The sequence below is a fragment of the Cytobacillus sp. NJ13 genome, from assembly GCA_030348385.1.
Lineage (GTDB): Bacteria > Bacillota > Bacilli > Bacillales > Cytobacillaceae > Cytobacillus.
The window spans coordinates 2,215,965-2,242,020 of the sequence record JAUCFP010000006.1; the positions used below are offsets into that span (position 1 = coordinate 2,215,965).

General features: G+C 40.7%; 28 protein-coding genes and 1 riboswitch. Of the genes, 13 read left to right on the plus strand and 15 right to left on the minus strand.

The genetic code is table 11. The features are described 5' to 3' along the window. Positions 1-87 precede the first annotated feature (87 nt). Positions 88-1,170 (plus strand): 3-phosphoserine/phosphohydroxythreonine transaminase, encoded by a 1,083-nt coding sequence (gene serC, locus QUF73_10745; GenBank protein ID MDM5226698.1) that lies wholly within the window; start codon positions 88-90, stop codon positions 1,168-1,170. A gap of 128 nt (positions 1,171-1,298) precedes the next feature. Then, positions 1,299-1,826, plus strand: coding sequence for a tryptophan transporter (locus QUF73_10750; protein ID MDM5226699.1), 528 nt, complete (start codon positions 1,299-1,301; stop codon positions 1,824-1,826). Between the two features lie 41 nt (positions 1,827-1,867). On the opposite strand, the gene QUF73_10755 is transcribed toward QUF73_10750, so the two are convergent. Beyond that, the gene (locus QUF73_10755; protein MDM5226700.1) at positions 1,868-2,059 is read right to left on the minus strand and encodes a hypothetical protein; all 192 of its coding nucleotides are present in this window, start codon (positions 2,057-2,059) and stop codon (positions 1,868-1,870) included. Between the two features lie 190 nt (positions 2,060-2,249). On the opposite strand from QUF73_10755, the gene QUF73_10760 reads away from it, so the two are divergent. The 4 genes from QUF73_10760 (at position 2,250) to QUF73_10775 (ending at position 4,586) form a co-directional block, all read left to right on the plus strand. Next, entirely contained in the window at positions 2,250-2,606 is a 357-nt protein-coding gene (locus QUF73_10760) for a YtxH domain-containing protein (GenBank protein ID MDM5226701.1), read from the plus strand. A gap of 290 nt (positions 2,607-2,896) precedes the next feature. Then, positions 2,897-3,472, plus strand: a complete 576-nt coding sequence (locus tag QUF73_10765) for an HTH-type transcriptional regulator Hpr (protein ID MDM5226702.1) — start codon at positions 2,897-2,899, stop codon at positions 3,470-3,472. 229 nt (positions 3,473-3,701) lie between these two features. Continuing rightward, the gene (locus QUF73_10770) at positions 3,702-4,250 is read left to right on the plus strand and encodes a DUF3267 domain-containing protein (protein MDM5226703.1); all 549 of its coding nucleotides are present in this window, start codon (positions 3,702-3,704) and stop codon (positions 4,248-4,250) included. A gap of 156 nt (positions 4,251-4,406) precedes the next feature. Next, positions 4,407-4,586 (plus strand): hypothetical protein, encoded by a 180-nt coding sequence (locus tag QUF73_10775; protein MDM5226704.1) that lies wholly within the window; start codon positions 4,407-4,409, stop codon positions 4,584-4,586. Positions 4,587-4,673: 87 nt separating this feature from the next. Here QUF73_10775 and QUF73_10780 read toward each other — a convergent pair whose 3' ends face one another. Together QUF73_10780 and QUF73_10785 are read right to left on the minus strand one after the other, a co-directional pair. Further along, a complete protein-coding gene (locus QUF73_10780; protein ID MDM5226705.1) occupies positions 4,674-4,766 on the minus strand; it encodes a YjcZ family sporulation protein in 93 nt (30 codons plus the stop codon). Between the two features lie 64 nt (positions 4,767-4,830). After that, positions 4,831-4,914, minus strand: coding sequence for a YjcZ family sporulation protein (locus QUF73_10785; protein MDM5226706.1), 84 nt, complete (start codon positions 4,912-4,914; stop codon positions 4,831-4,833). A gap of 360 nt (positions 4,915-5,274) precedes the next feature. On the opposite strand from QUF73_10785, the gene QUF73_10790 reads away from it, so the two are divergent. Continuing rightward, entirely contained in the window at positions 5,275-6,171 is an 897-nt protein-coding gene (locus tag QUF73_10790) for a peptidylprolyl isomerase (protein ID MDM5226707.1), read from the plus strand. Positions 6,172-6,229: 58 nt separating this feature from the next. Here the strand turns inward: QUF73_10790 and QUF73_10795 are convergent, their stop codons facing one another. The 6 genes from QUF73_10795 to QUF73_10820 form a co-directional block, all read right to left on the minus strand. Then, positions 6,230-6,415: a sporulation YhaL family protein gene (locus QUF73_10795; protein ID MDM5226708.1), complete on the minus strand. Its 186-nt coding sequence runs from the start codon at positions 6,413-6,415 to the stop codon at positions 6,230-6,232. A 122-nt stretch (positions 6,416-6,537) separates the two neighbouring features. After that, complete coding sequence (yhaM, locus tag QUF73_10800; GenBank protein ID MDM5226709.1) at positions 6,538-7,482, minus strand: 3'-5' exoribonuclease YhaM; 945 nt, start codon at positions 7,480-7,482, stop codon at positions 6,538-6,540. Between the two features lie 202 nt (positions 7,483-7,684). After that, the gene (locus QUF73_10805) at positions 7,685-8,374 is read right to left on the minus strand and encodes an LrgB family protein (GenBank protein MDM5226710.1); all 690 of its coding nucleotides are present in this window, start codon (positions 8,372-8,374) and stop codon (positions 7,685-7,687) included. Next, on the minus strand, positions 8,371-8,709 hold the full coding sequence (locus QUF73_10810; GenBank protein MDM5226711.1) for a CidA/LrgA family protein: 339 nt from the start codon (positions 8,707-8,709) through the stop codon (positions 8,371-8,373). Before QUF73_10810 ends, QUF73_10805 begins: the two co-directional genes overlap by 4 nt. Before the next feature lie 177 nt (positions 8,710-8,886). After that, positions 8,887-11,880: an AAA family ATPase gene (locus QUF73_10815; protein MDM5226712.1), complete on the minus strand. Its 2,994-nt coding sequence runs from the start codon at positions 11,878-11,880 to the stop codon at positions 8,887-8,889. 14 nt (positions 11,881-11,894) lie between these two features. Further along, complete coding sequence (locus QUF73_10820; GenBank protein MDM5226713.1) at positions 11,895-13,124, minus strand: DNA repair exonuclease; 1,230 nt, start codon at positions 13,122-13,124, stop codon at positions 11,895-11,897. Positions 13,125-13,336: 212 nt separating this feature from the next. On the opposite strand from QUF73_10820, the gene QUF73_10825 reads away from it, so the two are divergent. Further along, entirely contained in the window at positions 13,337-13,969 is a 633-nt protein-coding gene (locus QUF73_10825; GenBank protein MDM5226714.1) for a LysE family transporter, read from the plus strand. Positions 13,970-14,021: 52 nt separating this feature from the next. On the opposite strand, the gene QUF73_10830 is transcribed toward QUF73_10825, so the two are convergent. Then, entirely contained in the window at positions 14,022-15,272 is a 1,251-nt protein-coding gene (locus QUF73_10830; protein ID MDM5226715.1) for an ABC transporter permease, read from the minus strand. Then, on the minus strand, positions 15,265-16,164 hold the full coding sequence (locus QUF73_10835) for an ABC transporter ATP-binding protein (protein MDM5226716.1): 900 nt from the start codon (positions 16,162-16,164) through the stop codon (positions 15,265-15,267). The genes QUF73_10830 and QUF73_10835 overlap by 8 nt, the downstream gene beginning before the upstream one ends. 179 nt (positions 16,165-16,343) lie before the next feature. Here QUF73_10835 and QUF73_10840 point away from each other — a divergent pair, with 179 nt between their 5' ends. Then, positions 16,344-16,529 (plus strand): YhzD family protein, encoded by a 186-nt coding sequence (locus tag QUF73_10840; GenBank protein ID MDM5226717.1) that lies wholly within the window; start codon positions 16,344-16,346, stop codon positions 16,527-16,529. Positions 16,530-16,574: 45 nt separating this feature from the next. Here the strand turns inward: QUF73_10840 and QUF73_10845 are convergent, their stop codons facing one another. From QUF73_10845 to QUF73_10860, 4 genes are all read right to left on the minus strand, one after another. Continuing rightward, positions 16,575-17,366, minus strand: coding sequence for an enoyl-CoA hydratase (locus tag QUF73_10845; protein MDM5226718.1), 792 nt, complete (start codon positions 17,364-17,366; stop codon positions 16,575-16,577). A gap of 205 nt (positions 17,367-17,571) precedes the next feature. After that, a complete protein-coding gene (locus QUF73_10850; protein ID MDM5226719.1) occupies positions 17,572-19,194 on the minus strand; it encodes a long-chain fatty acid--CoA ligase in 1,623 nt (540 codons plus the stop codon). Positions 19,195-19,342: 148 nt separating this feature from the next. Further along, positions 19,343-20,857, minus strand: coding sequence for a coproporphyrinogen III oxidase (locus QUF73_10855; GenBank protein MDM5226720.1), 1,515 nt, complete (start codon positions 20,855-20,857; stop codon positions 19,343-19,345). A gap of 253 nt (positions 20,858-21,110) precedes the next feature. Further along, positions 21,111-21,977 carry a Cof-type HAD-IIB family hydrolase gene (locus QUF73_10860; GenBank protein MDM5226721.1) on the minus strand — a complete coding sequence of 289 codons (867 nt, stop codon included), beginning with the start codon at positions 21,975-21,977 and terminating at the stop codon, positions 21,111-21,113. Between the two features lie 228 nt (positions 21,978-22,205). Further along, positions 22,206-22,308: riboswitch (TPP riboswitch) on the plus strand. An 89-nt stretch (positions 22,309-22,397) separates the two neighbouring features. On the opposite strand from QUF73_10860, the gene QUF73_10865 reads away from it, so the two are divergent. The 4 genes from QUF73_10865 to QUF73_10880 are packed head-to-tail and all read left to right on the plus strand — an operon-like array spanning position 22,398 to position 26,051. Continuing rightward, positions 22,398-23,003, plus strand: coding sequence for a YkoF family thiamine/hydroxymethylpyrimidine-binding protein (locus tag QUF73_10865; protein ID MDM5226722.1), 606 nt, complete (start codon positions 22,398-22,400; stop codon positions 23,001-23,003). A gap of 1 nt (position 23,004) precedes the next feature. Beyond that, positions 23,005-23,601, plus strand: a complete 597-nt coding sequence (locus QUF73_10870; protein ID MDM5226723.1) for an ECF transporter S component — start codon at positions 23,005-23,007, stop codon at positions 23,599-23,601. Next, positions 23,585-25,285, plus strand: coding sequence for an energy-coupling factor transporter ATPase (locus QUF73_10875; GenBank protein MDM5226724.1), 1,701 nt, complete (start codon positions 23,585-23,587; stop codon positions 25,283-25,285). Before QUF73_10870 ends, QUF73_10875 begins: the two co-directional genes overlap by 17 nt. Beyond that, positions 25,272-26,051, plus strand: a complete 780-nt coding sequence (locus tag QUF73_10880; protein MDM5226725.1) for an energy-coupling factor transporter transmembrane component T — start codon at positions 25,272-25,274, stop codon at positions 26,049-26,051. The genes QUF73_10875 and QUF73_10880 overlap by 14 nt, the downstream gene beginning before the upstream one ends. Positions 26,052-26,056 lie beyond the last annotated feature (5 nt).

A 26,056-nucleotide genomic window follows, 5' to 3' on the forward strand; every position in this document is an offset into this window, starting at 1 on the left:
AATCAGTAAATTTTGTTAACATATTAAATATCTTTATTTCTTTACAGCGTTATAGTGCATTGATTTTATATTTTTGGAGGGAGAAAAATGTACCGTGCTCTAAATTTTAATGCAGGTCCCGCGGCCCTGCCGGAAGAGGTATTAAAAGAAGCGGAAAAGAATTTACTAAATTTCAGCAATACCGGAATGGGCATAATGGAACTAAGCCATAGAAGCAAAGAGTATCAGGCAGTACATGATCAGGCAATAGCACTTTTGAGAAAACTGCTGGCCATTCCGGATGATTATGAGGTGCTATTTATCCAGGGAGGTGCAAGTCTCCAGTTTTCAATGGTTCCGATGAACCTGCTGGGAAAAGATCAAGAAGCCCATTATATCCTCAGCGGCTCCTGGTCGGAGAAAGCCTTAAAAGAAGCAGATAAAATCGGCGAAACCGTTATTTCCGCCTCCAGCAAGGATCAAAAATACCGCTTCATCCCAGCATACAATCAAGATGTGATTCCTGACAATGCCGCGTATCTTCATATTACCAGCAACAATACAATTTACGGTACGCAATGGAAAACATTTCCTTTTAATGAAAAAACACCACTTGTAGCAGATATGTCCAGCGATATTTTAAGCCGTCCATTGGAAGTGGAACAATTTGATATGATCTATGCAGGCGCCCAGAAAAATCTCGGCCCTTCCGGTGTAACAGTAGTCATTATCCGAAAAGAACTATTACAAAGATCATCAGAAAATCTCCCTGCAATGCTGAATTATAATACGTTTGCCAATAATAACTCTTTATATAACACGCCTCCCACTCTGGCTATTTATTTGCTGTCCCTGGTGCTTGAATGGGCGGATAAGAAAGGCGGCCTTCAGCAGATTGAAAAGGCCAATGAGAAAAAGGCGAAAATTCTTTATGATGTAATAGATGAAAGCGAAGGCTTTTACATAGGGCATGCTCATAAAGACAGCAGATCCCGCATGAATGTCACTTTTAACCTTCACAATGAGGATCTCTCCAGGGAATTTCTTCACCAGGCAAAAGAAGCAGGGTTTGTTGGGCTCGGTGGACACCGTTCCATAGGCGGCTGCCGCGCTTCCATTTACAACGCTGTGCCAGAGCAGCATGTTGAAAAACTGGCCGCATTTATGAAAGCCTTTAAGAATAATAATTAAAAATATAACACCTTTTTATCCTAGGGATATGTGTTATAATGAGTTAAAGTTTTTCGCTGCAGGCAAAGAGTGCACTGCAGGAGAGACGAACAGAGCTTAGTCAGAGAATAGCAGAGGAGAGATTAGAAATGAATACAAAAAATTTAGTGGCCTTATCCCTATTAGTCGGGATGGGCGCAGTGCTTCATGCCGTAGTTCCAGGGTTCTTTCTTGGGATGAAACCGGACATGATGCTTACCATGATGTTTTTGGGCATAATCCTTTTTCCAGACAGCAAATGCGTTTTGCTTTTAGGTTTGGTTACAGGCCTGATTTCCGGGCTTACCACAACTTTTCCTGGAGGATTAATCCCGAATATTATTGATAAGCCTGTTACTGCATTCACCTTTTTCGCTTTGTTCCTGATCTTAAAGAAATTCCGGAAGAATATCGTCAGTGCAGCTGTCTTAACAGCAGCAGGAACAATTGTATCCGGAATTGTATTTTTAACTTCCGCATACCTGATTGTCGGACTGCCAGGGCCATTCACTGCCTTATTTGCAGCAGTTGTACTGCCCGCAGCTGCAGTTAACACGGTGGCAATGGTTATCCTTTATCCAGTAGCACAATCAATTGCAAACAGAACAAAGCTGACTCAGCAGACGATCAGCCAGTAATAGACAAAGCCCGCAAAATAAGCGGGCTTTTTATATTTACATTATTGGAAGCTCCCTACAATCATTCCCAGCAGGAACAACAGTGCACCGCCTGCCGCTAGAGCAGCTGCCCTTTTTTTCAGAACATACTTCGGAGGATAGACTCCGGGTTTCTTTATGGAAAGAAAAAAATGAATACCTCCTAAAAACAGCACCACACTCAAAGCAAAAATTCCAGCTGCCGCTCCGGACAACCTATCTCCCCCTTTCACTTTATATCCCTCTACTTAATTGTATGCCTGTATGCCGGGAGCTATGAGGATATGGTTTACCCTTCTATGTTTTGTGATATAGATATAGAAACGGGAACTTTTCATTTTCCGCTTTAGAAAAATGAGAAATGTAGTAAAATAGACATATAAACAAGATTTTGAGGTGATGGTTATGAAAGCCAAATCGTTATTGCTTGGACTATTAGCAGGCGGCGCTGCAGCCGGCATATCAACCTTATTGACCGCACCTGCTTCAGGAAGGGATACAAGACAGCAGTTAAAAGAAACCACAAACACCCTGAAGGAGCAGCTGAGCGAATTAAAATCCGAATTGCTGGCCATAAAGGACTCAGCATCATTTGCTTCAAAGGAAGGAAAAACCGCCTTTAAGGAATTCTCAAACGACATCAAATATTCCATCAGCAATTGGAAAAACGAAATCCTTCCCCATCAGCACAAGCTGCAGAGAGAATTGCAGGAAATTGAAGCAGCCATCCATGAACTTGAAACAAATTTAAATAAAAAGTGAATAAAAAAAATCCTTCTTTTTTCTTTGGTTAAAAAGAAGGATTTTTTTATTTTTGAACGAAAACCAATATATTATGAAAATGCTTCAAAATTTTATTAAGCTTTTAACATGCTCTCATCCCCTGTCCTTAAGCCTTTTATAGAAATATCTAATTATATTTCTAAAAATTTTGTAAATTTATATCTTTATTAATTTTTGTTTTATTGGCATAATGATACTATAAAAAGAAAAATGAACTTCTGGCTGTTTGACCAGAAATAATTAATTTTACAAAGTAGGTGAATTTTTGAATGTCGGATAAACCAATTTCTATGAAGGAAGCAATGATCTTCAGCCAGCGAGTGGCACAGCTGAGTAAAGCCCTGTGGAAGTCTATAGAAAAAGATTGGCAGCAATGGATAAAACCCTACGATTTAAATATTAATGAACACCATATTCTATGGATAGCCTATCATTTAAACGGAGCATCGATTTCCGATGTTGCCAAATTTGGCGTAATGCATGTTTCTACTGCATTCAACTTCTCCAAAAAGCTCGAAGAACGAGGTTTTCTTCAGTTTTCTAAAAAAGAAAGCGATAAAAGAAATACCTATATTAAATTGACTGAGGATGGCGAAAAGGTATTACTAAGTCTGATGGAAACCTATTCACCTGAGAAAAATGCCGTGTTCTCTGGTGCGATGCCATTAAGGGAACTGTATGGGAAGTTTCCAGATATCATTGAAATTATGGCGATAGTCCGCAATATATATGGTGACGATTTCATGGAGATTTTTGAAAAGTCCTTTGCTAACCTTGAAAATCAATTTGATGAAGATGAGGGCAAATTAAAGAAAAAAACAACAGCTGAAAAGGAACTTGTTTAAATAGATAAAGTTCCTTTTATCATTATGTAAACCCTTACAAAGCGAAAGCATGCTGTTCGCTTTGTATTTATGAATTTGGTTGCTCACAGTTTCACATTAGTTTCATTATATTAAAGTTTTTTTCGACAAAATGTGTTAGCTTTCCCTATTGATTTTTTTATTTATTCATCGTAAAGTATCTTAAGTGAGTTTGAAAGATTACTATTTTACTCCATTTGGAGGTATTTATATGATGAATTGCTGGAAGACGATTAACTTCACGAAGCAATATGGATCGCAAAGACTTTTTATACTGTCTTCCTTAACCATGCTGGCTACTTTCATATTTACATATGTTCCTGCAACGTATGTATTTTTGCCAGGTTCCTTTTACGATAATTATTTCATTTTCTTTGCAGCAGGTTTATGGCTGATGTATCCTATGCATAAGCTGCTTCACTTTCTGCCTATTGCACACCTTGGAAGTATGGTTAAAAAACAGCTGACAATTAAATATGGCTTTATGCCAATTATATATATTCGAATAACGGAGCCTATTTCAAAACGGCTTTTCCTGACTGCCACTTTGGCCCCTATGTTTATCATAAACAGCCTGCTTCTGGGTGCTTGCTTTATTTTTCCGCATTATGTTCATTATTTAATAATTCTGTTTGCTTTCCATGCAGGCTTATCTTTTTCTGACATTGTGTGCGCCAAAAATGTGCTGAATGCCCCAAATCAATCTTATGTTGAAGAAAACGAAGATGGGTTTGAGATATTGCTTCATTCCAACCAGTAGCATAAGCATAAATCCCAGGTATCCTGACAAAGGATACCTTTTACTTACCGGACAGGCAATCTTTAATACTATCTTTTTTTTGTGAACTTTGATATTGTAAATAACAGACAAAACATGTAAAAGCAATAATATGACTGCCCAAGGAGGGAATCTTGGATGATCTCCATATTTATTATTTTTGCCGTTTTTATTTTATTTTATATCAACAAGATGACAAATTCGCTTTGTCTCCAAAAAGAGATTCCTGAGGAACGGCAGCCCAAAGTATTCAGAACCATCAACATTCTTATTACCATATTGCTAATCTCTTCTTTTGTAGAAATCTTGTATGCTTAGGATATCCTGAGAGCTCTTAAACATGAGCAAAAGCGGCGGAAATTTTCCGCCGCTTTTATATATACATTAATTTTAAACATCAAAAGCTTAGCAAAAACAAGAAGCTCCAATGATGATTAACAAAATGAACAGCACGACAACTAACGCAAAACCTCCGCCGCATCCATGTCCTCCAGACATATGGTTGCCTCCTCTCAAATTCCGGCACAGGGCCCTGTCAAAAGACCCTATGCCCACCTTAGATTTATAGCCACGCGCAGCCTACAATGATTAGTAAAATAAACAATACAACGATTAACGCGAAACCTCCGCCGTATCCAGCACCCATGGATAACACCTCCCTTTCAGGTTGCTACCATATCCTATTCATTTGCCTCTGTGGTCGGATAGGCTTCTATCCCGGCTACCCTAACTTTTTAGGCTGCTTTGAAACCTCCCATCAGAGGGTTCCATGTATCATATGTACAATTGTCCTGAATGGGATGGGCGAATACCCAAATTTTTCAAAAAACGCTGTGTTAAAAGACCAATCATTACTTTCTTCTTTTGTTATTTTTTACATTTATGGTATAGTAGGGATTGTGATAAATGCAGGCTCTGTGAAGACAATTGCTGTTATTTAAATGTCTAAAAATTCCAGCTCCAGCTCACCAGAGTCGAATTGAAAATTAATTTAGGAGTGTTCAACATGAAAAAATGGATGCTATCCCTCTCCATTGCAGCCGGAGTAATTGGATTAAGCGCATGCAGCAGTACCGGCGGAGAATCAGGAGATGTTGTCGTTGAAACAAAGAGCGGAAACATTACGAAGGACGAGCTTTATGAAGCAATGAAGGAAAAATACGGCGAACAGGCGCTCCAGGAGCTCATTTATGAAAAAGTTCTTTCTGATAAATACGAAGTAACAGACGAAGAACTTAACGAGAAAATCGATGAATTAAAACAGCAGCTTGGCGCTAATTTTGAGATGGCACTCATGCAATATGGCTATAAGGATGAAGAAGATCTAAGGAAAACTTTCAAAACAGGCTTGCTTCAGGAAAAAGCAGCTATTAAAGATATTGAAGCAACAGAAAAAGAAGTTAAAGAATACTACGATAACTACAAGCCAGAAATTAAAGCACGCCATATCCTTGTAGAGGATGAAAAAACTGCGGAAGAAGTAAAGAAAAAGCTGGACGAAGGCGGAAAATTTGAAGACCTGGCCAAAGAATATTCAAAAGACCCAGGATCTGCTGCAAATGGCGGTGATTTAGGCTGGTTCGGCCCTGGTAAAATGGTTCCTGAATTCGAGGAGGCTGCTTATGCCCTTGATGTGAACGAAATCAGCGCTCCTGTTAAATCAGAGCACGGTTTCCACATCATTCAAGTAACAGAGAAAAAAGAGAAAAAGTCATTTGAAGAAATGAAGAAGGAAATGGAATATCAAGTGAAAGTGTCCAAGCTTGACGGCGAAAAAATTCAGCAGGCAATGGATCGTGAATTAAAGGCTGCTGATGTTGATATTAAAGATAAGGAACTAAAAGGAGTTCTTGAAGAACCGGAAGCTGGGGCTGAAGGTGAAGCAGGAACTGAAGAAAAATAATTAAAAACGGGGCTCCAGGCTGGAGTCCCGTTTTTTATGTTTTTTAGACTGATTCCAATCAGCCTGCAGATTGCTGAGTGGATTTCCGCTCTTCTTTTTCCCTTTCAAGACGCTTCATATAAATTTCACCCTCACGTTCAATGCTGTCTTGCTCCACCTTTTTCTCTTCTCTGCCCGTCGTTACCGCCATATATGCACTTACAACGATTCCGGCTGCAACAAAATATACCCAAATTGGAATCATCAGTTTCCCCTCTTTCATTTCTTAATGGTTGTCCATTTACTAAAAATGTATGCTAAACCAGGAAAAATATGATAGACAGGAAATAAAAAGGCCATCCTTTCCATTAGGAAGGATGGCAGTTATTATTTATGAAAACTGGGCTTATAGAATGAACGGTTATCCAGAGCAAATACCCGCTCCGAGAACTCTCCCGGTTTCACCCTCTCAAGGGCTCTATCAAGCATATTCATTTTTGCATCAATATTATCAATATAATGAAGAATTTCTGCTTCCTTGATAAGCGGCGGTTTTGGACTGCCCCATTCCGCTTTACCGTGATGGGATAAAACCATATGCTGAAGGATCATAATCTCTTCACCGCTGATTCCCAGTTCCTCAGCAGCTTTTCCAATTTCATTAATCATAATGGTAATATGTCCAAGCAAGTTTCCTTCTATTGTGTAAGATGTTGAAATCGGTCCAGACAGCTCTGTAATCTTTCCTAAGTCGTGTAAAATGACTCCAGCATACAATAAGTCCTTATCCAGGCTTGGATACAAACCGGAAATTGCCTTTGCCAAATCCAGCATGGAAACTACATGATAAGCAAGACCGGATACAAACTCATGATGATTCTTCGTAGCGGCCGGATATTCAAGAAAGTCCTTTTGGTGCTTCTTCAATAAATGGCGAGTAATCCTTTGGATATTCGGATTTTTCATTTCAAATATATATTGAGTGATTTTACTCATCATTTCATCTGTACTTAAGGGCGCTGTTTCCAGAAAGTCTGCCAGCTTGACCGGATCTGTTGGGGACGCCGGCCGAATTTGGCGGATTCTTAGCTGATTGCGTCCACGGTAATTTAAAATATCCCCTGCCACTTTTACAATGGTTTCAGGGCTGTAGTTTTTCGCATCATCATCAGACACGTCCCAAAGCTTGGCTTCAATTTCTCCGCTTTGGTCCTGGAAAATTAGGGTCAAGAACGGTTTTCCATTACTCGCAATCCCTTTAGCTGCACTTTTGATAAGCAGAAAAAGCTCGATTTGTTCTCCTACTTCGTAATAAACAATTCCTTTTGACATACGCGCACCGACGCTCCCTTCACGAGGTTGTTTAAAAAGGGCACTAAGAAACTGACAGATCTTTGGCAGCCTCATTAAACATGCAATTCTATTAACCTAGTATACCACACAGATCCCGCTCTCTCCTAAATTAATCATGTCTTTTGTCCGCTACAAAAACCCATTCACTTTTTCATGAATGGGTTTCTATGATACTTGCAGTTTACAGCAAAAGCAGCAATATTGGAATGAATAAAGAAAGGATAATTGCAGAAGTTGTCATGGCTATACACCCCATGGCACCTTCTTCCTCTCCCCACATGAGTGAACGGCTGGCTCCCAGCATTTGTGCTGAAGTGCCCATTGCCAATCCTTTGGCAGCTTTACTATTTATTCCAAGCCACTTCAATAAGTTTGGTCCCAGCATAACGGAAAAAAGACCAGAAAATAGTACAAAGAAAACAGTAAAGCCTGTGGTTCCTCCCAGGCCATCCGAGACCGTTAAGGCTACCGGGAGTGTTACCGAACGCGGAATAAGAGATGCCATGATCTCCTGATTAAAGTGAAAAACCTGTGACATGCTGTAAACCGAAAATATGCCTAAGGAGGTCCCGGCAAAGACTCCTGAGAATATTTTCTTAAGATGTCTTTTCATTAAGGGCCACTCCTTATATAAAGGAACAGCAAAAGAGACAACCGAAAGCTGGAGGAGCAGTTCAAACAGACTGTTTCCTTTTTGATAGACTGATAGAGGTATGTTGCATATTAGAAGAATGATAATTAAGAGCGCGGTTCCGGTGTATAAAGGATTCAACCAGCTCTTCTTAAACTTCCTGAAAACTTGCAGGCTTGCGATATAACTGGCAAGAGTCATCAAGATGCACCCTATACTATTGAAAATAACAGAACTCATTTTTGACTCCTCCTTCTTATGTTCTCATACAATTGAACAGAATACGCTGTGCCCAATAAACAACAAAAGCTGCTTAGAATCAGCACCAAAAGGAAATGAAAATTTAATAGAGGAATAAAATTGGGAGATAAAAATAATCCAATGACAAAGGGGATAAACAGCAGGGTCATATGTTTAATTTGAAAAGATGCTGCTTTCTCTATCCATTCTAATTTAATTCGGTTGGTTACCAATAGGATTAATAACATAATCATCCCTATGACACTTCCAGGAAGCGGAATATGAAAGAACACAGCCGCAAAATTCCCTGCAATCAGAAAAATAGCGAGTAACAATATTTGAATCAGCCAGGGCAAATTATTTTCTCCTTCCTAACCGCTTTTTATCATCTTACTGGATAAAAAAAGAAAAAACATGATATTTGTAAGGTTTCTTTACACACTTTTTAATATGCCTCTTGTGTAATTGTAAGATTTGCTTACAGCACTTATAAAAAAAGCTGCCTGTTATAATTACACAGACAGCTTTTCCTTTGCAACGGACTGTATTTGTTCTTCCTGAAAATGCGGCAGAAGATGCTTATGACAGGTAAAAAATAAAATTTGCCTGCCTGTAAGGTTCTTTAACAGGTTAATCATTCTTTCAGTTCGGACATGATCAAAATTCACGAAGCTATCATCTATAATAATAGGGAAGGGGTACTTTCCATAAATCGTCATGGCGAGTGCCAGCCTAACGGATACGTATATCTGTTCCGCAGTCGCCTGGCTCAGCTCTTTTGCTTCAAAAACTGCTCCTGTCTTGCTTTCTATAAGAAACCCGCTTCCTTCTTCTTTAGGAAAAATCCGTACATAGCCGCCATTTGTTAAAACAGAAAGAAATTGCTCTGCTTTTCCCAGCATTTTGGGCAAACGCTCATTTTTAAAACTGTTTATCGTTCTATCTAATATATCCTTGGCAGCAGCATATTTTGCCCATTCCCTTGCTTCTTCTTCAAACTCAGATTTCAGCAAGGCGAACCTATGAAGGAGTTCCGCATAGGTTCCGCCCTCTTCAAGGATTTGAATTTCATATTTGACCTCTGCAAGCTTGCTCTGTAAACAAGGGATGCTTTCCTGGAGGAGAGCAGCTTCTTCGCTGACAGCTTGTACCTCTGCTTCTGGATTTGTCACATTGGAATATTTAGTGATTTCTTCCTGTGAAAAAGAGTTAAGATTAATTTGCTTGCGGACCTGTTTAATCTGTTCTTCAAGTTCTTTTAATTTCTGTGCTTCAGCAGCTTTTTCCCTGTACTCTTCGGCTGCATTGGTTCCGGCAAGGGAAAGCTGATTCTCGTAGTTTTTTTGAAAGTGGCTAAGTTCGGCCAGCACTGTGCTGTGTTCTACCTTTAACTCATGAAGCGCGGCTTCCCTTTCACCCTGCTTAATATGTTTTTCCGTTTCTTCTTTTAGTCTTTTTTTCAATTGATAGCCGATTTCCTGTACACTTCCAGGCTCGCTGTCCAATAAACCTTTTAGCTTATGAAAAGTATGAAGCTTTTCATTGATTCCCTTTTCTGCTGATGCCTTTCTTTCAGTAGTGTATTTCTTTTCCCTGCAAAAGGCTTTTAGCTGTTCAATCAGATTAAACGCTTCACTCAAATAGGTTTTGGAGATATCATGAGGGAGAAATAGCTGTTTACCCAGCTCCAGCAGTTCATTCTCAAGTTCGGCACATTCATTCTCCCATTTTTCAAAAGAGGCAATGACCTTTTCGTATTTTTCATTTGCCTGTTCAAGCTGAAACTGCAATTGGATAAGCTGATTTTGCCGTTCGCTGTCTTTCTTCAGCTGTGCCTCCAGGCTGGCTGCATGCTGAATGTCAGGCTGCTTTAATTTATCAAGCAGTGTGCGTTCTTTTTCACTCAGAGCTTTTATCTCATTTTTAATAAAGCTGTCTTGCCCTTTAGGCTCTTTTTTACTGGCAATGGCAAAACAAAAGGCTGCGCCTATAAATCCTGCACCTGCAATCACCCATGATTGGCTAAAGATTCCCCAGCCGAACAAAGCTGTAAAAAGAACTCCCAAAAACAAAAGCTGCCTTTTCTCCTGGTATGTTTTTTGCCGTCTTTTTTCCTGCTCCTTTTTTTCTGCTCTCTGAAGGAACTGAAGCCTCTCCTGTGTATCCTGCAGTTCTTTTTCGATATTATGCCTATCTGCAGTGAAGCTTAATGTTTCCTTAATGGCTGAACGTTCCTCTTCCTTAAGAAGCTGTTCTTTCAATTCGCCAATTTTTCGTTCCATGTTCTCCAGCACTGACTTTTCATCGTTAAATTGATCATCCAATTCCTGTTTCAGTGCTTGAAGACGGTTTCGGCGAATGTGCGCATTATTAACCTTTTCCTTCATAAAAACACTCGTATCAACTTGTTCAAGCTGCTGTTCGTCAATTTGGAGATGAAGTCTTTCCTGAAGATTAAAGATTTCTTCTGTAATATTTTCCAGCTTAATTGATAATTCTTTTTCTTCTTGGTTTAACTTTTCCAAAAACGGCAGCCCTTCAACCGCTGCATTGATGTGATGCTCATGCTTAAGGAGCAAATGATCCGGCTGATTATTCTGCAGCTCTTGTTCCAGGATAATTATTCTGGATTCCAGACTAGCTCTGCGCCCTTCCAGGGGCTGAATCATACTTTCGAGTTTCTCCAAAAGAGCAAGCCCATTTGCCGGGAAAGAAATGTCTGCAAATTTTTCCCCTTCTTTGATCAGCTCTTGCTCCTCTGTTATTAATGGATATAGGTCCTGCCATTCTTTTAAACGATACAGCTCCTGCTGAGCTTGGTTCAGTCTCTGATGTATTCTGTTTAAATCGTTTTCAAGATCTTCTTTTTCACGAAGCAATGTCCAATACTGCTCATTATTCTGCTCCGCTTTTTTCAAATCCTGATGCAGCTGCTTCATCTCTTTTAGCTTTACATTCAGGGAAGGCTTTTTTCCGTTTGGCTTAAAGCGGCTTTCTAATTCCTTTTGAAGTATATTTTCCGCAGAAACCAGATGATCCGTTCCCAGTGAACCTGCTGAAAACAAATACCTCCCCAAACCTTCACCCTTCATTTGATTTACATTTTGCAGCCCATGGATATTAAAAGAGAAAATAGATTGATACAGCCCTTTATCAATGTGGTGAAGGAGATCGTTTAAAAGCTCTTCCCCTCCCCTTGTTCCATCCTCAAGCAAGACACTGACATCCCCGGATGCTTTTCCTTTAACACGCTCTATGACCGCTTTCCCTCTATCAGGAAAAATCGCTGTAAGCCTGCCCCCATATTTTGCTCCTTCCTTGGGCTCATACCTTAATTCCGATTGAATCTTAGCTGGAAAGCCAAAAAGAATACTATGGATAAAAGACATAATGGTAGATTTGCCTGCCTCATTTTCTCCGTAGATCACCTGCAAAGATTGAACATCGGCTAATATAAAGTCAGCAAGCTTTCCATAACCGTAAATATGTATATCTGTAATTTTCAAAGGCCCACCTCCATTCAATGTCCTTCAGCTTTGTATAGAAGATCCACAAGCAGTGCTTCGGCTTCATTTGCGATTTTCCGTTTTTCATCCTTATCGAGCTCGCCCAAAAACCTTCTTGCCAGGGGATGTGCATACAAGGCCAGAGCTCTTTCATTTCCTTCTGCAAAATCACCTGCAGTTTTAAAAAGCTCATTGAAAAAATCCGATTCATGTGCCAGCTTTTCTTTATTCCACATTCTTTTTTCATTCATGGCCAGACCGGAAATCCATACAAAAGACTCCTCTTCTGCCTCTTCCTCCTGCAAAGATTCGAGCAGCTCACCATTCCTCAAGCTTCTTAATTCGTGATCAGACAAGCCTACATCGTTGAGTGTCAAATTTATGATTGTTCCCTTTCTGTTTTGGCGCTTCTCTTCAATCAAACTTAAGCAAATCTCATAAATCTCCTGATAGCTTTCCGATTTTGAAGCATCTATTTCTGCCTTCTCCCATATAACAGGAGCAGCTTCGAGAAACTCCGTCTTTGCACCAGAACTATCCAGCTCAACTAAATAGCATCCTTTGGGACCAGTTTCTTTCCGGTTCCTTCCCTGTATATTACCAGGGTAAATGACGGGTGGCTGGGAGAGTAAGATTTCTCGTTTATGTATATGTCCGAGAGCCCAATAATCAAAGTCCTTTTCAAGCAAATCATTTATTCGGAATGGGGCGTATTGAGCATGATCACTGTTGCCTTCAAAAGAACCATGAAGGATTCCAATGTGCAGGTCAGCTCCATTTTCCCTGCTATATTGATCGATCATCCGTTCCGCCACATGTCTCTTAGGGTAGCTGAAACCATAAAGGTGAACGGATGTGCCATTTTCAGCAATATGCTTCACCACTTCAACTTCATGGGAAAAAATATGGACATTTTCCGGCATTGGCAAGTGGGCCCATCGCCCATCCATATGATCATGATTTCCATGGACTGCATAAACAGCAATCCCGCATTCAGCCAGCCGCCCCATCTCTTTCCGAAAACGTGTTTGGGCCCTTATGCTCCTGTCTTCACCGTCAAACAAATCTCCGGCTAAAATAATAAAGTCCACAGTATGGAAAATGGCTAAGTCAACAATTTTCGTAAATGCGTCAAAAGTACTTTCCTGGAGCCTTTTAAAAATGAATGGGGGCAAATGCTTCAAACCGGACATTGGACTATCCAGATGCAAATCAGCTGCATGAATAAACGTAACTCTTTTCATGTAAACTTCCTTTCATTCCTTTTCTCTCATTTTACCGCATTCAAAAAGCGAATGCACGTTCCTATTCGAAATTAAATTGCTATATGTTCCCTTCTGATAATTTTCCTGAAGTTTGTTTTAGACTGGAAAGCTTGTGCATAAAAATGTACAAGGGCACTTTCCTTTAGGACAGGTTTGCAGTTCAAGGAAAATTTATAGGGCGGAGTGGTATATTGGGAATTGGAATTTATTTAAGTTATGTGTTTCTCGGACTATCCCTGGCAGCTCCAATCGGGCCGGTAAATGCTGTCAGGCTTGAAAAGGGGATAAAAAATGGATTTTGGCATGCGTGGATTGTTGGAGTGGGCTCCATGTTTGCTGATGCCTTTTATATGCTGGTTGTATACCTTGGCCTTGTCCATTTTTTGGACGCCCCTATCGTACAGATTTTCCTGTGGCTTTTTGGAGGATTTATTCTCTTATATACAGGGATCGAGAGCATTGCAAATGCCAATAAAATTTCCATAAGCTATGTGCGGAGCCGGGATTCATTGTATAAATGCTTTTTTTCCGGATTCATTATGTCCATATCCAGTCCTCTCTCCATTCTGTTCTGGCTGGGCATCTACGGTTCGGTTCTTGCAAAAACAGCAGCAGCCTATGGAAAAACAGAACTCCTTTTATACAGTACAATGATTTTTCTGGGACTCATGCTATGGGATTTATTTGTCGCAGGACTGACCACAGGGTTTCGCCGATTCCTTACTTCAAAAGGGATTATCGTCATTTCTATTCTTTCAGGAATATCGCTGATTGGTTTTGGGCTTTATTTTGGATTCGAAGGATTAAAGGCACTGTTTTCTTAAAAAAACCCCATTGAAAAAAGCTCCGTTTCTTAAAGACGGAGCTTTTTTCATATTAATCGTTTTTAGTAAGCTGTAAGGCTTTTTTGATATCTTTAAAGGAATTCGACTTTCCATACATCAATACTCCGCCCCTGTATACTCTCGCTCCAAATACAGCCAGTAAAATAATGGCAGCCAGCAGGATCACGATTCCAAGAATTGGCTCCCATACAGGCAGTGACAGCATCCCCACTCTCATGAACATGAGCATCGGAGTGAAGAATGGAATATAAGAGGTGATTGTTACAAAAGAAGCTTCCGGCTGACCTAATCCAAACATAGCAATCATAAAGCCTGCCACAACCATCATGGTCATTGGAGTAATCATCTGCTGGATATCTTCAATCCTGCTTACCAGCGAACCAAGAAAAGCAGCCAGTGTGGCATAAAGGAAATATCCAAGAATGAAAAAGATGAGTGCATAAGCGATAGTCGAAGCCGGAATGTTTCCAAAGCCAAAAAATTCAAAAAAGCCGCCTTCCATCGAATCAAGATTTTGTTTGACTGAAGAATAACCTACTAATAGAATAAGTGCCATCTGTGTCAGGCTAAGCAGCCCAATTCCCAATATTTTTGCGAACATCTGCTTGATTGGAGAAACACTGGATATTAAGATTTCCATGACACGGGAAGACTTTTCTGTTGCTACTTCCATGGCAATCATATTGGCATATAAGATTACGGCAAAATAAATGATAAATAATAGAACATAAACAAGCCCTCTTGCCTGATTCAGTTCTTCTTCTGTTTTGGCGTTTTCTTCAAGAGCGGTTTTATCAAAAGGTACCGGCTCATATAATTTGCTTAATTGCTCTGGACTAAGATTAATTTGAGTGGCAGCCATTTGTGTTTTCAGCTGCTGCAGCCCGCCCTGCAATTCGGATGGGATGGCTGAATCGGCTATGCTTCTGGCTTTATAGGCCGCTTCTGGGAGCTCATCTTTACTAAAGGATAACAGTAAAAGCCCTTTATAATCTCCATCTTTAACAGCAGTTTCCCCTTCTGCCTCAGACCCTTTGTATGCAATTAAAGTTATCTTGTTATTTAGAGCATCCATTTGTTCCTGAAGTGGAGTTAACAGCACACCAGTCTCATCGATTACTGCAACTCTATCTTCATCATCCTTATTAAAATAATCAATAATACTTGATAAGTTGGCAAGCCCTGCAACAATCACCACAGTAATGAGGGTCGTTGCAATAAAAGACTTGGTCTTCAGCTTGCTTAAATAAGTATGAAGAAGGATCGTCATAAAATTACTCATAGGAAGCACCAGCCTTTTCTATAAAAATATCATTCAGGGACGGCTCTTCCAGTACAAACTTACGGACAAAACCCTTCTCTGCAACCTCCCTGAAAATGCCTTCAGCTGCTTCTTCCCCGGAAATCTGCAGCTGAATTCCCTCAGCTGTCTGTCTGGCCTTCACCACTCCCCTGCTATCCGCTAAAAAGCTTAAGTCATAGTCTGCATGGATAACAAGATTCTTCCTACCAAAGGAACGTTTAATTTCTTTTAGAGACCCGTGCACAACAGGCCGTCCTTTTTGCATGATGCATAAATGCTCACAAAGTTCTTCTACATGTTCCATCCTATGGGAGGAAAAAACAATCGTTGTGCCGCTATCCTTCAAATCCTGCACAGCATCCTTCAGCTGCTCTACATTCACCGGATCCAGCCCGCTGAATGGTTCATCCAATATTAATAGCTTTGGCTTATGTATAACTGCAGTAATAAACTGGATTTTTTGCTGGTTGCCTTTTGATAGCTCTTCAATTTTTTTATTGGCATATTCGGGAACCTTAAAGCGCTCAAGCCAATATGTTAATTCCTTTAAACAATCCTGCTTTGCCATCCCCCTCAGCTTAGCTAAATAGACTACCTGATCCTTGACCTTAAGCTTTGGATACAAGCCTCTTTCTTCGGGAAGGTAGCCTATCAGCGGACTAGTTGAATAATCGATGGGATTTCCATTCCACGTAATCTTTCCTCCGCTGGGATCCAATAGCCCCAATATCATTCGGAAGGTAGTCGTTTTACCGGCGCCATTCGCCCCCAGGAATCCAAACATCTCACTTTCGGGAATAGATAGAGATAAATCATCAACTGCCGTAAACTTGCCAAAACGCTTTGTTACATGTTCAAGCTCTAAAGCCATATCGAACTCCTCCTTTGCCTAATTGGTAATACGGCCATAACATAAAAAAGGTTCACTATTTTTAAAAATTTAGCATCTTAATTTACGGCATTTCTTTTAAAAAATATTTTGCACATTTATAAAAATTATGCAAGAATAATAGTAACTATCTGAATTTTATAATAAAGGAGTATCTTATTATGAAAACGTACAAGCTTACTGCATTTGAACAGGACGGGGAAAAGATATTGGATGAATCATTCCAGGCAGCTACAGATGACGAAGCTAAGAGTGTGGGAGAAAACCTCCTTAAGGAAAAAGGGCTGGATGAAAAAACGCACCGCTGTACTTCTCCGGCCGGCAAGCTGATTTTGTTTCATAGGTAGTAAAAAAGCAAAGGGCTCAGCTCTTTGCTTTTCTTCCTTCAATCTTTATTTCCCTTTAAACACAGGCTTTCTTTTTTCAATAAAGGCCTGGATACCTTCTTTGTGATCATCCGTTTGCCTCATTTTATGCTGGCCGAGCTTTTCGAGCTCAAGCACTTTCAGCAGGAGCGGCCGGTTTTTATCAGCAAGAATTTTCTTTGTCTTAATCATTGCTTCTGTTGGACTGTTAAGCCATTTGCTTAATTTCGCATCAACAGCTGTACTTAAATCAGCCCCTGCAATTTCGTGAATCAGCCCCATTTGTAAAGCCTCATCTGCAGTCAGCACTTTTCCTTCCCAGATTAAATGCTTAGCTTTATCCTCGCCAATGCGCTGTTGCAGGAAGAAGTGAGACCCTCCATCAGGAATTAATCCAATTCCAATAAAATTCATGGCAAGCTTGCTGCCCTTATCTGCCAAAATATAATCAGTGGCCAATGCCAGGCTTAATCCCAAACCAGCAGCTGCACCTGTTACAGCACTGATTGTCAGCTTCGGCATGCTATATAGAGTTACAACCAGCTCATTGATGCAATCCATCACAACTGGGAAATCGCTTTCATTTGTTTCCAAAAGCATTGTTTTAATATCCCCGCCTGAGGAAAATGCACGGCCCTTTCCTTTTAATACAACGATATCCACCTCATCCATTTGGCTTATATCCTTCATAGCAGCCAAGAGCCCCTTAATCATTTCCACATTCAATGCATTCAGTGATTCCGGCCTGTTCATCTCAACTGTGGCCACTCGCCCATCAAGCTGTATGCTGACAGTATCAGTTACAAAATCTGTTGCCAAATCCTTCCCCTCCTTTTTGTGCTCCTTTTATTATAAAGAGTATTATTATATTTAAAAAGTGTTTTGTCTAAAAATTTTTAATTTTGTCACTTATTCAAGTTTTTTGCTGCAAATACAAACTATAGCAGAAGTTAAGCAAGTTTTAACGTTCCAAACCTGCACTAAAAAACAGCATCCGCAGAAGGATGCTGCACTTGGCCGATATTTACTTGGCATTACCTGTATATTCTTTTTGAACCTGATCTCTTAATGCCATTTTGAGGAATTTCCCTACTGATGTTTTTGGTATTTCATCAAAGAAAAGAATTTCATCCGGTAGCCACCATTTTGCAAATTGCGGCTTCAGGAATTCATAAAGTTCTTCTTTTGTTGTCTGCCCTTTAAATGGCTCTTTCAGAACAACGCAAGCCACCGGCCGTTCCTGCCACTGCTCATGCGGGACAGCAACAACCGCTGCCTCAAATACCGATTCATGAGCCATTAAGGCATTTTCGATATCAACAGAAGAAATCCACTCCCCTCCGCTCTTAATCAAATCTTTTGTCCGGTCAACAATTTTCATAAATCCTTCTTCATCAATGGTTACTACATCACCCGTGTAGAGCCAGCCATCACGGAACGCCTCATTGGTCCGCTCATCCTTGTAATATTCAGAAGCAATCCATGGTCCTCTTATGGCGAGTTCCCCCATTTCCTTTCCGTCCCATGCTGCTTCCCCATCCTTGCCGGCAATCTTCATTTCCAATCCGGGTACAAGTATGCCCTGTTTGGCTTTTATGTCCAGCTTCTCTTCTGCAGACAACTCTTCCTGATAGCTTTTTAAAGTCGAAATAACAACAAGAGGGCTTGTTTCGGTCATTCCGTAAGCATGCATGAATGGAATGTTGTGCTTTTGCTCGAAAGCTTTAATCATGCCTTTTGGTGCCGCCGATCCTCCGCACAGAACCGATCGGAGTGAACTCATGTCATATTTATTTTCATCAAGTTCTTTTAATAGTCCAAGCCAGATTGTCGGCACTCCAGCTGTTATCGTAACTTTTTCTGATTGGATAAGCTCAGCCAGAAGTTTAGGTGTAAAATATGGTCCCGGCAAAACGAGAGTGGTTCCAAACCAGACAGCAGCAAAAGGCAGCCCCCATGCATTTACATGGAACATCGGCACTACCGGAAGGGCGATATCTTTCTCGCTTACCGCTGCACTATCTGCCATTCCCAGTGCCATACTGTGAAGGACTATACCCCTGTGGGAATAGACGACACCTTTAGGGTTGCCTGTGGTTGCTGAGGTATAGCACATTCCAGCTGCTGAATTTTCATCCAGATCATCAGGATATTCATATGCTCCGCTTGCTTCTTTGATAAGTGTTTCATAGTGATAAACCGGCGAAAGAGAAGTCTCCGGGATTTCACCTTCATCAGTCATAATGATGAACGCCTTGACCGTCTTCAGTTCATCCTTAACCTTCTCAATTAGGGGTACAATGTCAGGATCGATCAGCAGCACCTTATCTTCAGCATGGTTAATTATATAAGTAATATGCTGAGGTGACAGACGAATATTAATCGTATGGAGAACGGCTCCGCTGCATGGAATTGCAAAATAAGCTTCTAGATGGCGATGATGGTTCCATGCAAGTGTCCCGACCTTGTCCCCTCTTTCCACTCCTAGATTTTGCAGGCTTTCTGCCAGCTTCCTGGTCCGTTCTGCAATCTCCTTATATGTAAATCTCTGAATTCCGCCGGCCGTTCTTGAAAAGACCGTCTTCCTTGGAAAATACTTTTCTGCGCGCTTTATCATTTGCGTCATAGTCAAAGGCGTCTGCATCATCATTATAATTCCCCCTTTTAAGAAAACGCTTACATTCAGATTCATAGAATTCTATGATCTTTATTACCTATTTCATTCTCTTTATTTTCAGGAAATCCTTTAATATTTTTCTAAATTTTCTAAAATATTTCTCCAAAATAATCCCTGCCTATTCGGCCAGGGATTCATGTTTATTAAAAAGTTCTTTTAATATTTTCAATTTCTCTGCTGCATAATGCTCAAAACTGTCATTATACGATTTAGGATCCTTTGGGTTTGCAAAATGAGTGATTTTACCTGTCTGCGGATCAATGAACTTACTGGAAGCCCCGCATCCAAGCCCAATGATTGTCTGCTGTTCTTCCATAATCATGATGTTATAGATGCTTTCCTGATTCGGAAGGGCATAGCCGACATTTTCAAGATTGCCGAGAATATTTTTCTGACGGTAAAGATAATAAGGATGGTAATTATTCACTTTTGTCCAGTCCTCAGCCATGACCATCATTTTTTCAATTTCTTCACGTTCGGCAACTTTATATTTTTGCTTGTTCTTTGTCATTTCCGAAGCTCGTTTAAAGGATAAAGTATGAACTGTCAGGGATTCCGGCATTAATTTCTCAGTTTCATCCAGAGTATGTGAAAATTCCGGCACGCCTTCTCCAGGAAGCCCAATAATCAGATCCATATTGATGTTATTCATTCCCATATTGCGGGCCAGATGGAATTTATCCACGGTTTCTTCCACTGTATGGTGGCGGCCAATGGCTTTCAGGGTCTCCTGAATATAGGACTGAGGATTGATGCTGATGCGGTCAATATTCCATTTTTTCAGCACTTCAAGCTTTTCAGGTGTGATCGTATCCGGACGGCCGGCTTCTACAGTGACCTCCCGTATGTTTTCTACTTCTGGAAAAGATTCATACATTTCCTCATAAAGCATATCCATCTCATCCGCCGTAATGCTTGTCGGAGTACCTCCTCCGTAATAGACAGTAGTAATTTTCACATCATTTTCTTTCAGCCACTCCCCAATTTTGCGCATTTCGTAATGCAGACCGCCAAGGAATGAATTTACAGAACCCTGCCTGCCATTAATCGCATATGCAGGAAAAGTGCAATATGCGCATTTTGTCGGGCAGAATGGAATGCCAATATATATGCTGACTTCATTTTTCAAGTCATAAAGATCCGGTACGACAGCAAGCTGCCTGTCTACGATATTCTGCATAAGCTGGGTTTTTTCATCTGTAATCAAATACTCTTCCTTCAGCTGCTGATGTGCTTCATGAAGAGGTGTCTGCTGCTGTATGGCACGGTGAAGCAATTTTGTGGGACGTACCCCCGTCAGAATTCCCCACTTTTGAATAATGCCTGTCCAATCCTGCAAAACAGTCAGATATACATGGGATACTGCATTTTTCATTTGTTTGAAATTCTCTTTTTCTGACTCAGCCGGAACGAATTCCTTCTCAAAATTGGCTGAAAGGTTCTTGCCATCTTTATCAGTAAGATCTGCAATGGCTTTAATGTGTTTTCCATTTTCAAGCTGAAAATTAATTGTCAGATCAGCTGCAGCATTCTCACCCAGCGTCACCGTACATTCTTCAAAAAAGAGGTTCCCGATCAGCCGGAGCGGCCGATGGAACCGTTCATCCTGTAAACCCAAAATTGAAATATTCAAATCGATCACCTTTTTTAGAAAATATATTAAATCTGCCGATGTTTTCGTTTTCTTCAGGCAGCTGAAAAGTGTCTATTTTTCATGTTGACAAACTTCTTTTAGTGTACAGAAATGGGGAAACAAGGTCAATATAAGGGGAATAATTCCTAATGGATTGCTTATATTTATTCAGGGTTCTTCTTCCTTTCTCCTTTGCCAGTTTTGCAAAGCAAAAAAAGAGCCGATTACCTAATCGAACTCTCTTTCATTGATTTTATTTTAATAGATTCATTTTCTTCAGGAAATCGATTGGATGCTGCTTGCGGAAATGTTCTTTAACCATGTAGCTTACGCCGTTCTGGTCATTGGATCGGGTCAGCCAGTCGGCTGCTTTTTTTACTTCTGCAGGAGCATTTCCCATCGCCACACCGAGACCGGCGGCTTCAATCATATCCAGATCATCTGCCGAGTCGCCTATGACGACCATTTGGTTTCGGGAAATTCCGAGATGTTCACATAAATAGAGCAAACCATTCAGCTTTGAAACACCGGCAGGAACAATGTCCAACCGCAGATCACTCAATTTAATGACTTCTACATTTTCAAACATGCCCCTAATGGCTGCATGAGTATCCTCAAGATCGTCTTTATCTTCAAAATACACTTCAATTTTTGGGGGCGTGACCGGCTCATCTAAAATGGTGTCACTTAATGAATCCACAAATTGCTGCGAGTAAAAAATGGGATCCCCGGTTGTAAAAACAGTTTTAGCAAGCATATTGGTATTTAACTTGGTTTTGTTGGCAAGAGAATATTTTTCGTGCACCAGCCTGATTTGACAGGTAAAGCCTTCAAGCAGGCGCACGATTTCAAACGTTTCATCTTCCTGTATCCTTTTTACAAATATCGGCTTTTCCTGAGAAGCTGCAATATAAGCCCCCCTGTGTGTGACCAGCAAAGAATTGATTTTTAATGCTTTAGCCGCTTTTTTCGCGGATGGAAAGCTTCTGGATGTAACAAGTGTTACATAAATTCCTTTTTGCTGTACATATTCAATCGCTTCTTTTGTTGATTTATGAAGTCTTCCATTTGATTGGAGTAGTGTTCCGTCAATATTTAAAGCAAGCATTCTATATATCATCCAATTTGCCCCCTATTCTCGGTGTGAAATTGTCCTATTACACTTTTATGAAGGGAAGGATTGGATTAGAACATGACATGGACAATGCAGAAATTTTTTTATAGCTTATCTGCATAGTGACGGTGTTTATCTGTTTTTATAGATCATTTGATTTTAAGAATAATAAATTATTCATTTACAATTTGTATACACCGTATTAAGATGGAGTCAATAAAAACTGCATATCTTATTTTGCACTAGGGGAGCTTTAATGGCTGAGAAGAACAATCCGTTCTGACTCTTATCACCCGATCTGGATAATACCAGCGTGGGGAAGTGCAGGTGGACGGCTATCATTTCTAGTGTATTGATAACATTCAACTGCATTTCCTAATGGGAATGCAGTTTTTTATTTTTATTTAAAATAGGAGGAATGACAAAATGCAAGAAAATTTCTTATGCGGAACAAGCGAGATTACAGGATGCAGGTTTTCAATCTATCCAATGACTGACAGGTTTGTGGATGTTATTTTATCTGCTCTAAAAGAAGTGGATACAAGCAAGGTATGGATGGAAACAGATGATGTGAGCACTTGTGTGCGCGGAAGGTCCATTCATGTTTTTGATGTGGTCAAAGCTATTTATCTTGAAGCTGTTAAGCATGGTGACCATGTAGTATTTAATGGCACATTTTCAAATGGATGCCCTGGGGATACTGCCGGCGATGCTTATCTTGCTGAAAATGAGGATAGGGCGAATGAAAAAAAATCAGCAGGAATCAGCCAGGAAGTCGCTGTACAGTTCGCACTTTATCCGATGGGGATTCCTGCATACATGAACGTCATTATGGACCAGGTCGAGCTCGCAAAGGCTCAGGGAACGTTTACTGAAGGTGTCCATTATGCTTCAAGATTAGATGGAGATGCACACGCTGTTTTTAAAACGCTGGAAGATGCTTTCGAAAGCTGTAAGAAAAGCGATTCTACTCATACTGTCATGACGGTGAATATGTCTGCGAACAGTCCTTCCAATAAGGGGGCTATGTAATATGCTCGAAAAATGGAAGCTCCGTGAAGTCATTGTCCTGTCTGTCCTCGCTGTTGTGTTTGCAGTTGTATACCTGGTGTTCATGCAATTTGGCAACGTGCTATATGCGATGTTCGGCTTAATTGGCTATGATCTGATTTTTGGCATTTGGTTTATTGTTTCAATCATCGCAGCGTACATAATCAGAAAACCCGGTGCAGCCTTTTTATCGGAAACCATCGCTGCAGCCATTGAAGTCATGATTGGCAATGCAGTAGGCCCTCGCCTGATTCTTTCAGGTATGATTCAGGGGATTGGAGCAGAAGCTGTTTTTGCGGCCACAAAATGGAACAATTACCGTACATGGGTTTTAATTGCTGCCGGCATGGGCTCTTCTGTTACAAGCTTTATTTGGGGCTATTTCATTTCCGGCTATGCTGCCCTCTCACCCGGTTATGTAACTGCCATGTTTTGTGTGAGACTAATTAGCAGTGCTTTACTTGCTGGATTGCTGGGGAAATGGCTGAGTGAGAGTCTTGCTAAAACTGGGGCATTAAACAGCTTTCCTATCGGAAAAGAGCTGAGAAGGGAAAAATCCAAAAATGGCATTACAGCATAACCAGCCTTTACTAATAACAGAACAGCTGTCCTTCCGGCATGAAGATGTGAAGAATCCGGTTTTTAAGAATGTGAATTTCAGCCTTTATCCAGGGGAAGCTGTTCTATTATTGGGCCCCAGCGGCTGCGGAAAAAGCACGCTTGCTTTCTGCTTAAATAAATTGTATCCGGAAGCCGTTGATGGCGAACTGGATGGCAGTATTTCTTTCAAGGGAAAGATGCTGGAGGAATTCCGGAATGGTGGAATTAATCAGCACATCGGCATAGTGTTTCAGGATCCTGAAAGCCAGTTTTGCATGACAACAGTTGAAGAAGAGCTGGCATTCGGCCTTGAGAATATGAAAACACCTCCTGAAGAAATTGAGAGCAAGATTGATGAAGCACTGGAACTTGTTCATCTTCTGCCATTTAAACACGCCTTAATCCATACCCTTTCGGGGGGACAAAAGCAAAAACTTGCACTTGCATGTGTATTATCATTAAAACCGGATATCCTGATTTTGGATGAACCGACAGCCAATCTTGACCCGGCTTCAAGCTATGAACTTACCCGCATCATCAAACAGCTTAAAGGAGAGCAATCCTTTTCCCTTCTAATCATTGAGCACAAGCTTGATGATTGGGTTGATTTGACCGACCGCTGCGTGGTGCTAAACCAGGATGGCGAAATTTTATTTAATGGAAGCACGGCAGACTGCTTTAATAAGTATGCAGAAGAACTTCTGCTTGAGGGTATTTGGCTGCCAAGCGCAGTAAGAGCAGGCCTATTAGGTAAAAAAGCTGGGATTTACAGCGGGGAAAAGCTTCCTTTAACTGATCGGGAGCTAATTGCTGGATTTGTAAATCCCTCTGCTGCACTTCAGATTTTAGATAACAGGAAGACTATACATCAAGGCTTTGAAGAGCAGATCATCCTGTCGGCAGAGAATCTCTCTTTTCATAAAGATGGGAAGGATTTGCTTAAAAATATTAGTTTTTCTGTTAAAAAAGGTGAATTTGTGGCAATAGCCGGTTCAAATGGATCAGGAAAAACAACGCTTTCCAGACTGCTGGCAGGATTATCTGCTCCATCCAAAGGCAATATTCTTTTTAATGATCGCTCCCTTTCCCAGTGGAAGGAGCAAGAGTTAAGACTAAAATTAGGATACGTTTTTCAGAATCCCGAACACCAATTTATTGCAGATTCTGTATATGGTGAAATTGCCTTCAGTTTAAAAATTCAGCGAATACCAGATGCCGATATACAAAAAATGGTTCATGCTGTTCTGGATCAGGTGAATTTGCTTCAGCACGCTGACATGCATCCTTTTTCCTTAAGCCAGGGACAAAAGCGGCGGCTTAGTGTTGCATCAATGCTTGTGAATGAACAGGATTTGCTGCTCCTTGATGAACCGACATTTGGACAGGATGCCAGGACCTCTGCGGAGCTTATGGGGCTTTTGGAAACTAAGATTCATAGCGGAGGATCCGTGGTGATGATCACTCATGACATGGAAATCCTGCATTCCTATGCCGATAAAGTGATTGTCCTTTCAGAAGGAGAGAAGATTTACGAGGGATTGCCTGATTCATTATGGAAGAAACATGAGATTATGAAGATTGCTTCTCTAAAAGTTTCTTACACTGAAAAACTCAGGAACGAACTGGGTGCCGTGGAAGGGAGGAACAAGCTTGCTCTTACATGAATTTAACCCAAGCATAAAAGCTCTGACTGTGGTTGTCTGTGTATTGATTTTGTCAGTTTTCTTTGACCCGGTTACTCCTTTTCTGACCTTAGTCGTGACTGCAGGAGCCACCTTTATTTTTGGTAAGGTTTCATTCAAAAGATGGATTTTGCTTTTCTCGCCGTTTATCTTCATGGCTATAATATATATTTGGTCAGCTCTGATTTTTACAAAGACTATTGAAGGAGAAACCATTCTATGGACATGGGGGATCTTCACATTGACTGAGGAGGGCTTTCAGCGTGCCCTATCTCTTGGAATGAGGGTTTTAAGTTTTACCTCTCTGTCCCTTCTGTTCATTTTAACCACAAAGCCGACAGAATTCCTGCTCAGTCTCATGCAGCAATGCCGGCTCCCTCCAAAGCTTGCATATGGAATCATGGCAGGCTATCGGTTTCTGCCATTAATGAAAGAAGAATTTGAGATTATCAGAAGCGCCCACCGGATCAGGGGAGTACCCAAAGCCCGGACACTTTCTGAAAAAATGGCAGAACTTAAGAGGTATTCAGTTCCTCTTCTTGCCGGAGCGATCCGTAAAGCTGAGAGGACGGCGATGGCGATGGAATCAAAAGGGTTTACCGGAGATAGAAATCGGGATTTCTATCGAAAAATCTCTGTTTCCTGGAAGGATTGGGCATATTTCGCCTTTTTTATTGGAGCAGTGCTGGCAAGTGCCTATATTTCCTGGCTATTTGGATTTCTGCAGCTTTATAATGGCGAACTCTAGAAAGT

Excerpts from the sequence above, each read along its gene's own strand:
- QUF73_10785 (MDM5226706.1), bottom strand. The coding sequence starts at position 4,914 with ATGGGTGCTGGATACGGCGGAGGTTTCGCGTTAATCGTTGTATTGTTT.
- QUF73_10840 (MDM5226717.1), top strand. The coding sequence starts at position 16,344 with ATGAAAACGTACAAGCTTACTGCATTTGAACAGGACGGGGAAAAGATA.
- QUF73_10835 (MDM5226716.1), bottom strand. The coding sequence starts at position 16,164 with ATGGCTTTAGAGCTTGAACATGTAACAAAGCGTTTTGGCAAGTTTACG.
- QUF73_10750 (MDM5226699.1), top strand. The coding sequence starts at position 1,299 with ATGAATACAAAAAATTTAGTGGCCTTATCCCTATTAGTCGGGATGGGC.
- QUF73_10770 (MDM5226703.1), top strand. The coding sequence starts at position 3,702 with ATGATGAATTGCTGGAAGACGATTAACTTCACGAAGCAATATGGATCG.
- serC (MDM5226698.1), top strand. The coding sequence starts at position 88 with ATGTACCGTGCTCTAAATTTTAATGCAGGTCCCGCGGCCCTGCCGGAA.
- QUF73_10775 (MDM5226704.1), top strand. The coding sequence starts at position 4,407 with ATGATCTCCATATTTATTATTTTTGCCGTTTTTATTTTATTTTATATC.
- QUF73_10820 (MDM5226713.1), bottom strand. The coding sequence starts at position 13,124 with ATGAAAAGAGTTACGTTTATTCATGCAGCTGATTTGCATCTGGATAGT.
- QUF73_10795 (MDM5226708.1), bottom strand. The coding sequence starts at position 6,415 with ATGATTCCAATTTGGGTATATTTTGTTGCAGCCGGAATCGTTGTAAGT.
- QUF73_10870 (MDM5226723.1), top strand. The coding sequence starts at position 23,005 with ATGCTCGAAAAATGGAAGCTCCGTGAAGTCATTGTCCTGTCTGTCCTC.
- QUF73_10860 (MDM5226721.1), bottom strand. The coding sequence starts at position 21,977 with ATGATATATAGAATGCTTGCTTTAAATATTGACGGAACACTACTCCAA.
- QUF73_10790 (MDM5226707.1), top strand. The coding sequence starts at position 5,275 with ATGAAAAAATGGATGCTATCCCTCTCCATTGCAGCCGGAGTAATTGGA.
- yhaM (MDM5226709.1), bottom strand. The coding sequence starts at position 7,482 with ATGTCAAAAGGAATTGTTTATTACGAAGTAGGAGAACAAATCGAGCTT.
- QUF73_10850 (MDM5226719.1), bottom strand. The coding sequence starts at position 19,194 with ATGATGCAGACGCCTTTGACTATGACGCAAATGATAAAGCGCGCAGAA.
- QUF73_10760 (MDM5226701.1), top strand. The coding sequence starts at position 2,250 with ATGAAAGCCAAATCGTTATTGCTTGGACTATTAGCAGGCGGCGCTGCA.
- QUF73_10765 (MDM5226702.1), top strand. The coding sequence starts at position 2,897 with ATGTCGGATAAACCAATTTCTATGAAGGAAGCAATGATCTTCAGCCAG.
- QUF73_10830 (MDM5226715.1), bottom strand. The coding sequence starts at position 15,272 with ATGAGTAATTTTATGACGATCCTTCTTCATACTTATTTAAGCAAGCTG.
- QUF73_10805 (MDM5226710.1), bottom strand. The coding sequence starts at position 8,374 with ATGAGTTCTGTTATTTTCAATAGTATAGGGTGCATCTTGATGACTCTT.
- QUF73_10875 (MDM5226724.1), top strand. The coding sequence starts at position 23,585 with ATGGCATTACAGCATAACCAGCCTTTACTAATAACAGAACAGCTGTCC.
- QUF73_10865 (MDM5226722.1), top strand. The coding sequence starts at position 22,398 with ATGCAAGAAAATTTCTTATGCGGAACAAGCGAGATTACAGGATGCAGG.
- QUF73_10780 (MDM5226705.1), bottom strand. The coding sequence starts at position 4,766 with ATGTCTGGAGGACATGGATGCGGCGGAGGTTTTGCGTTAGTTGTCGTG.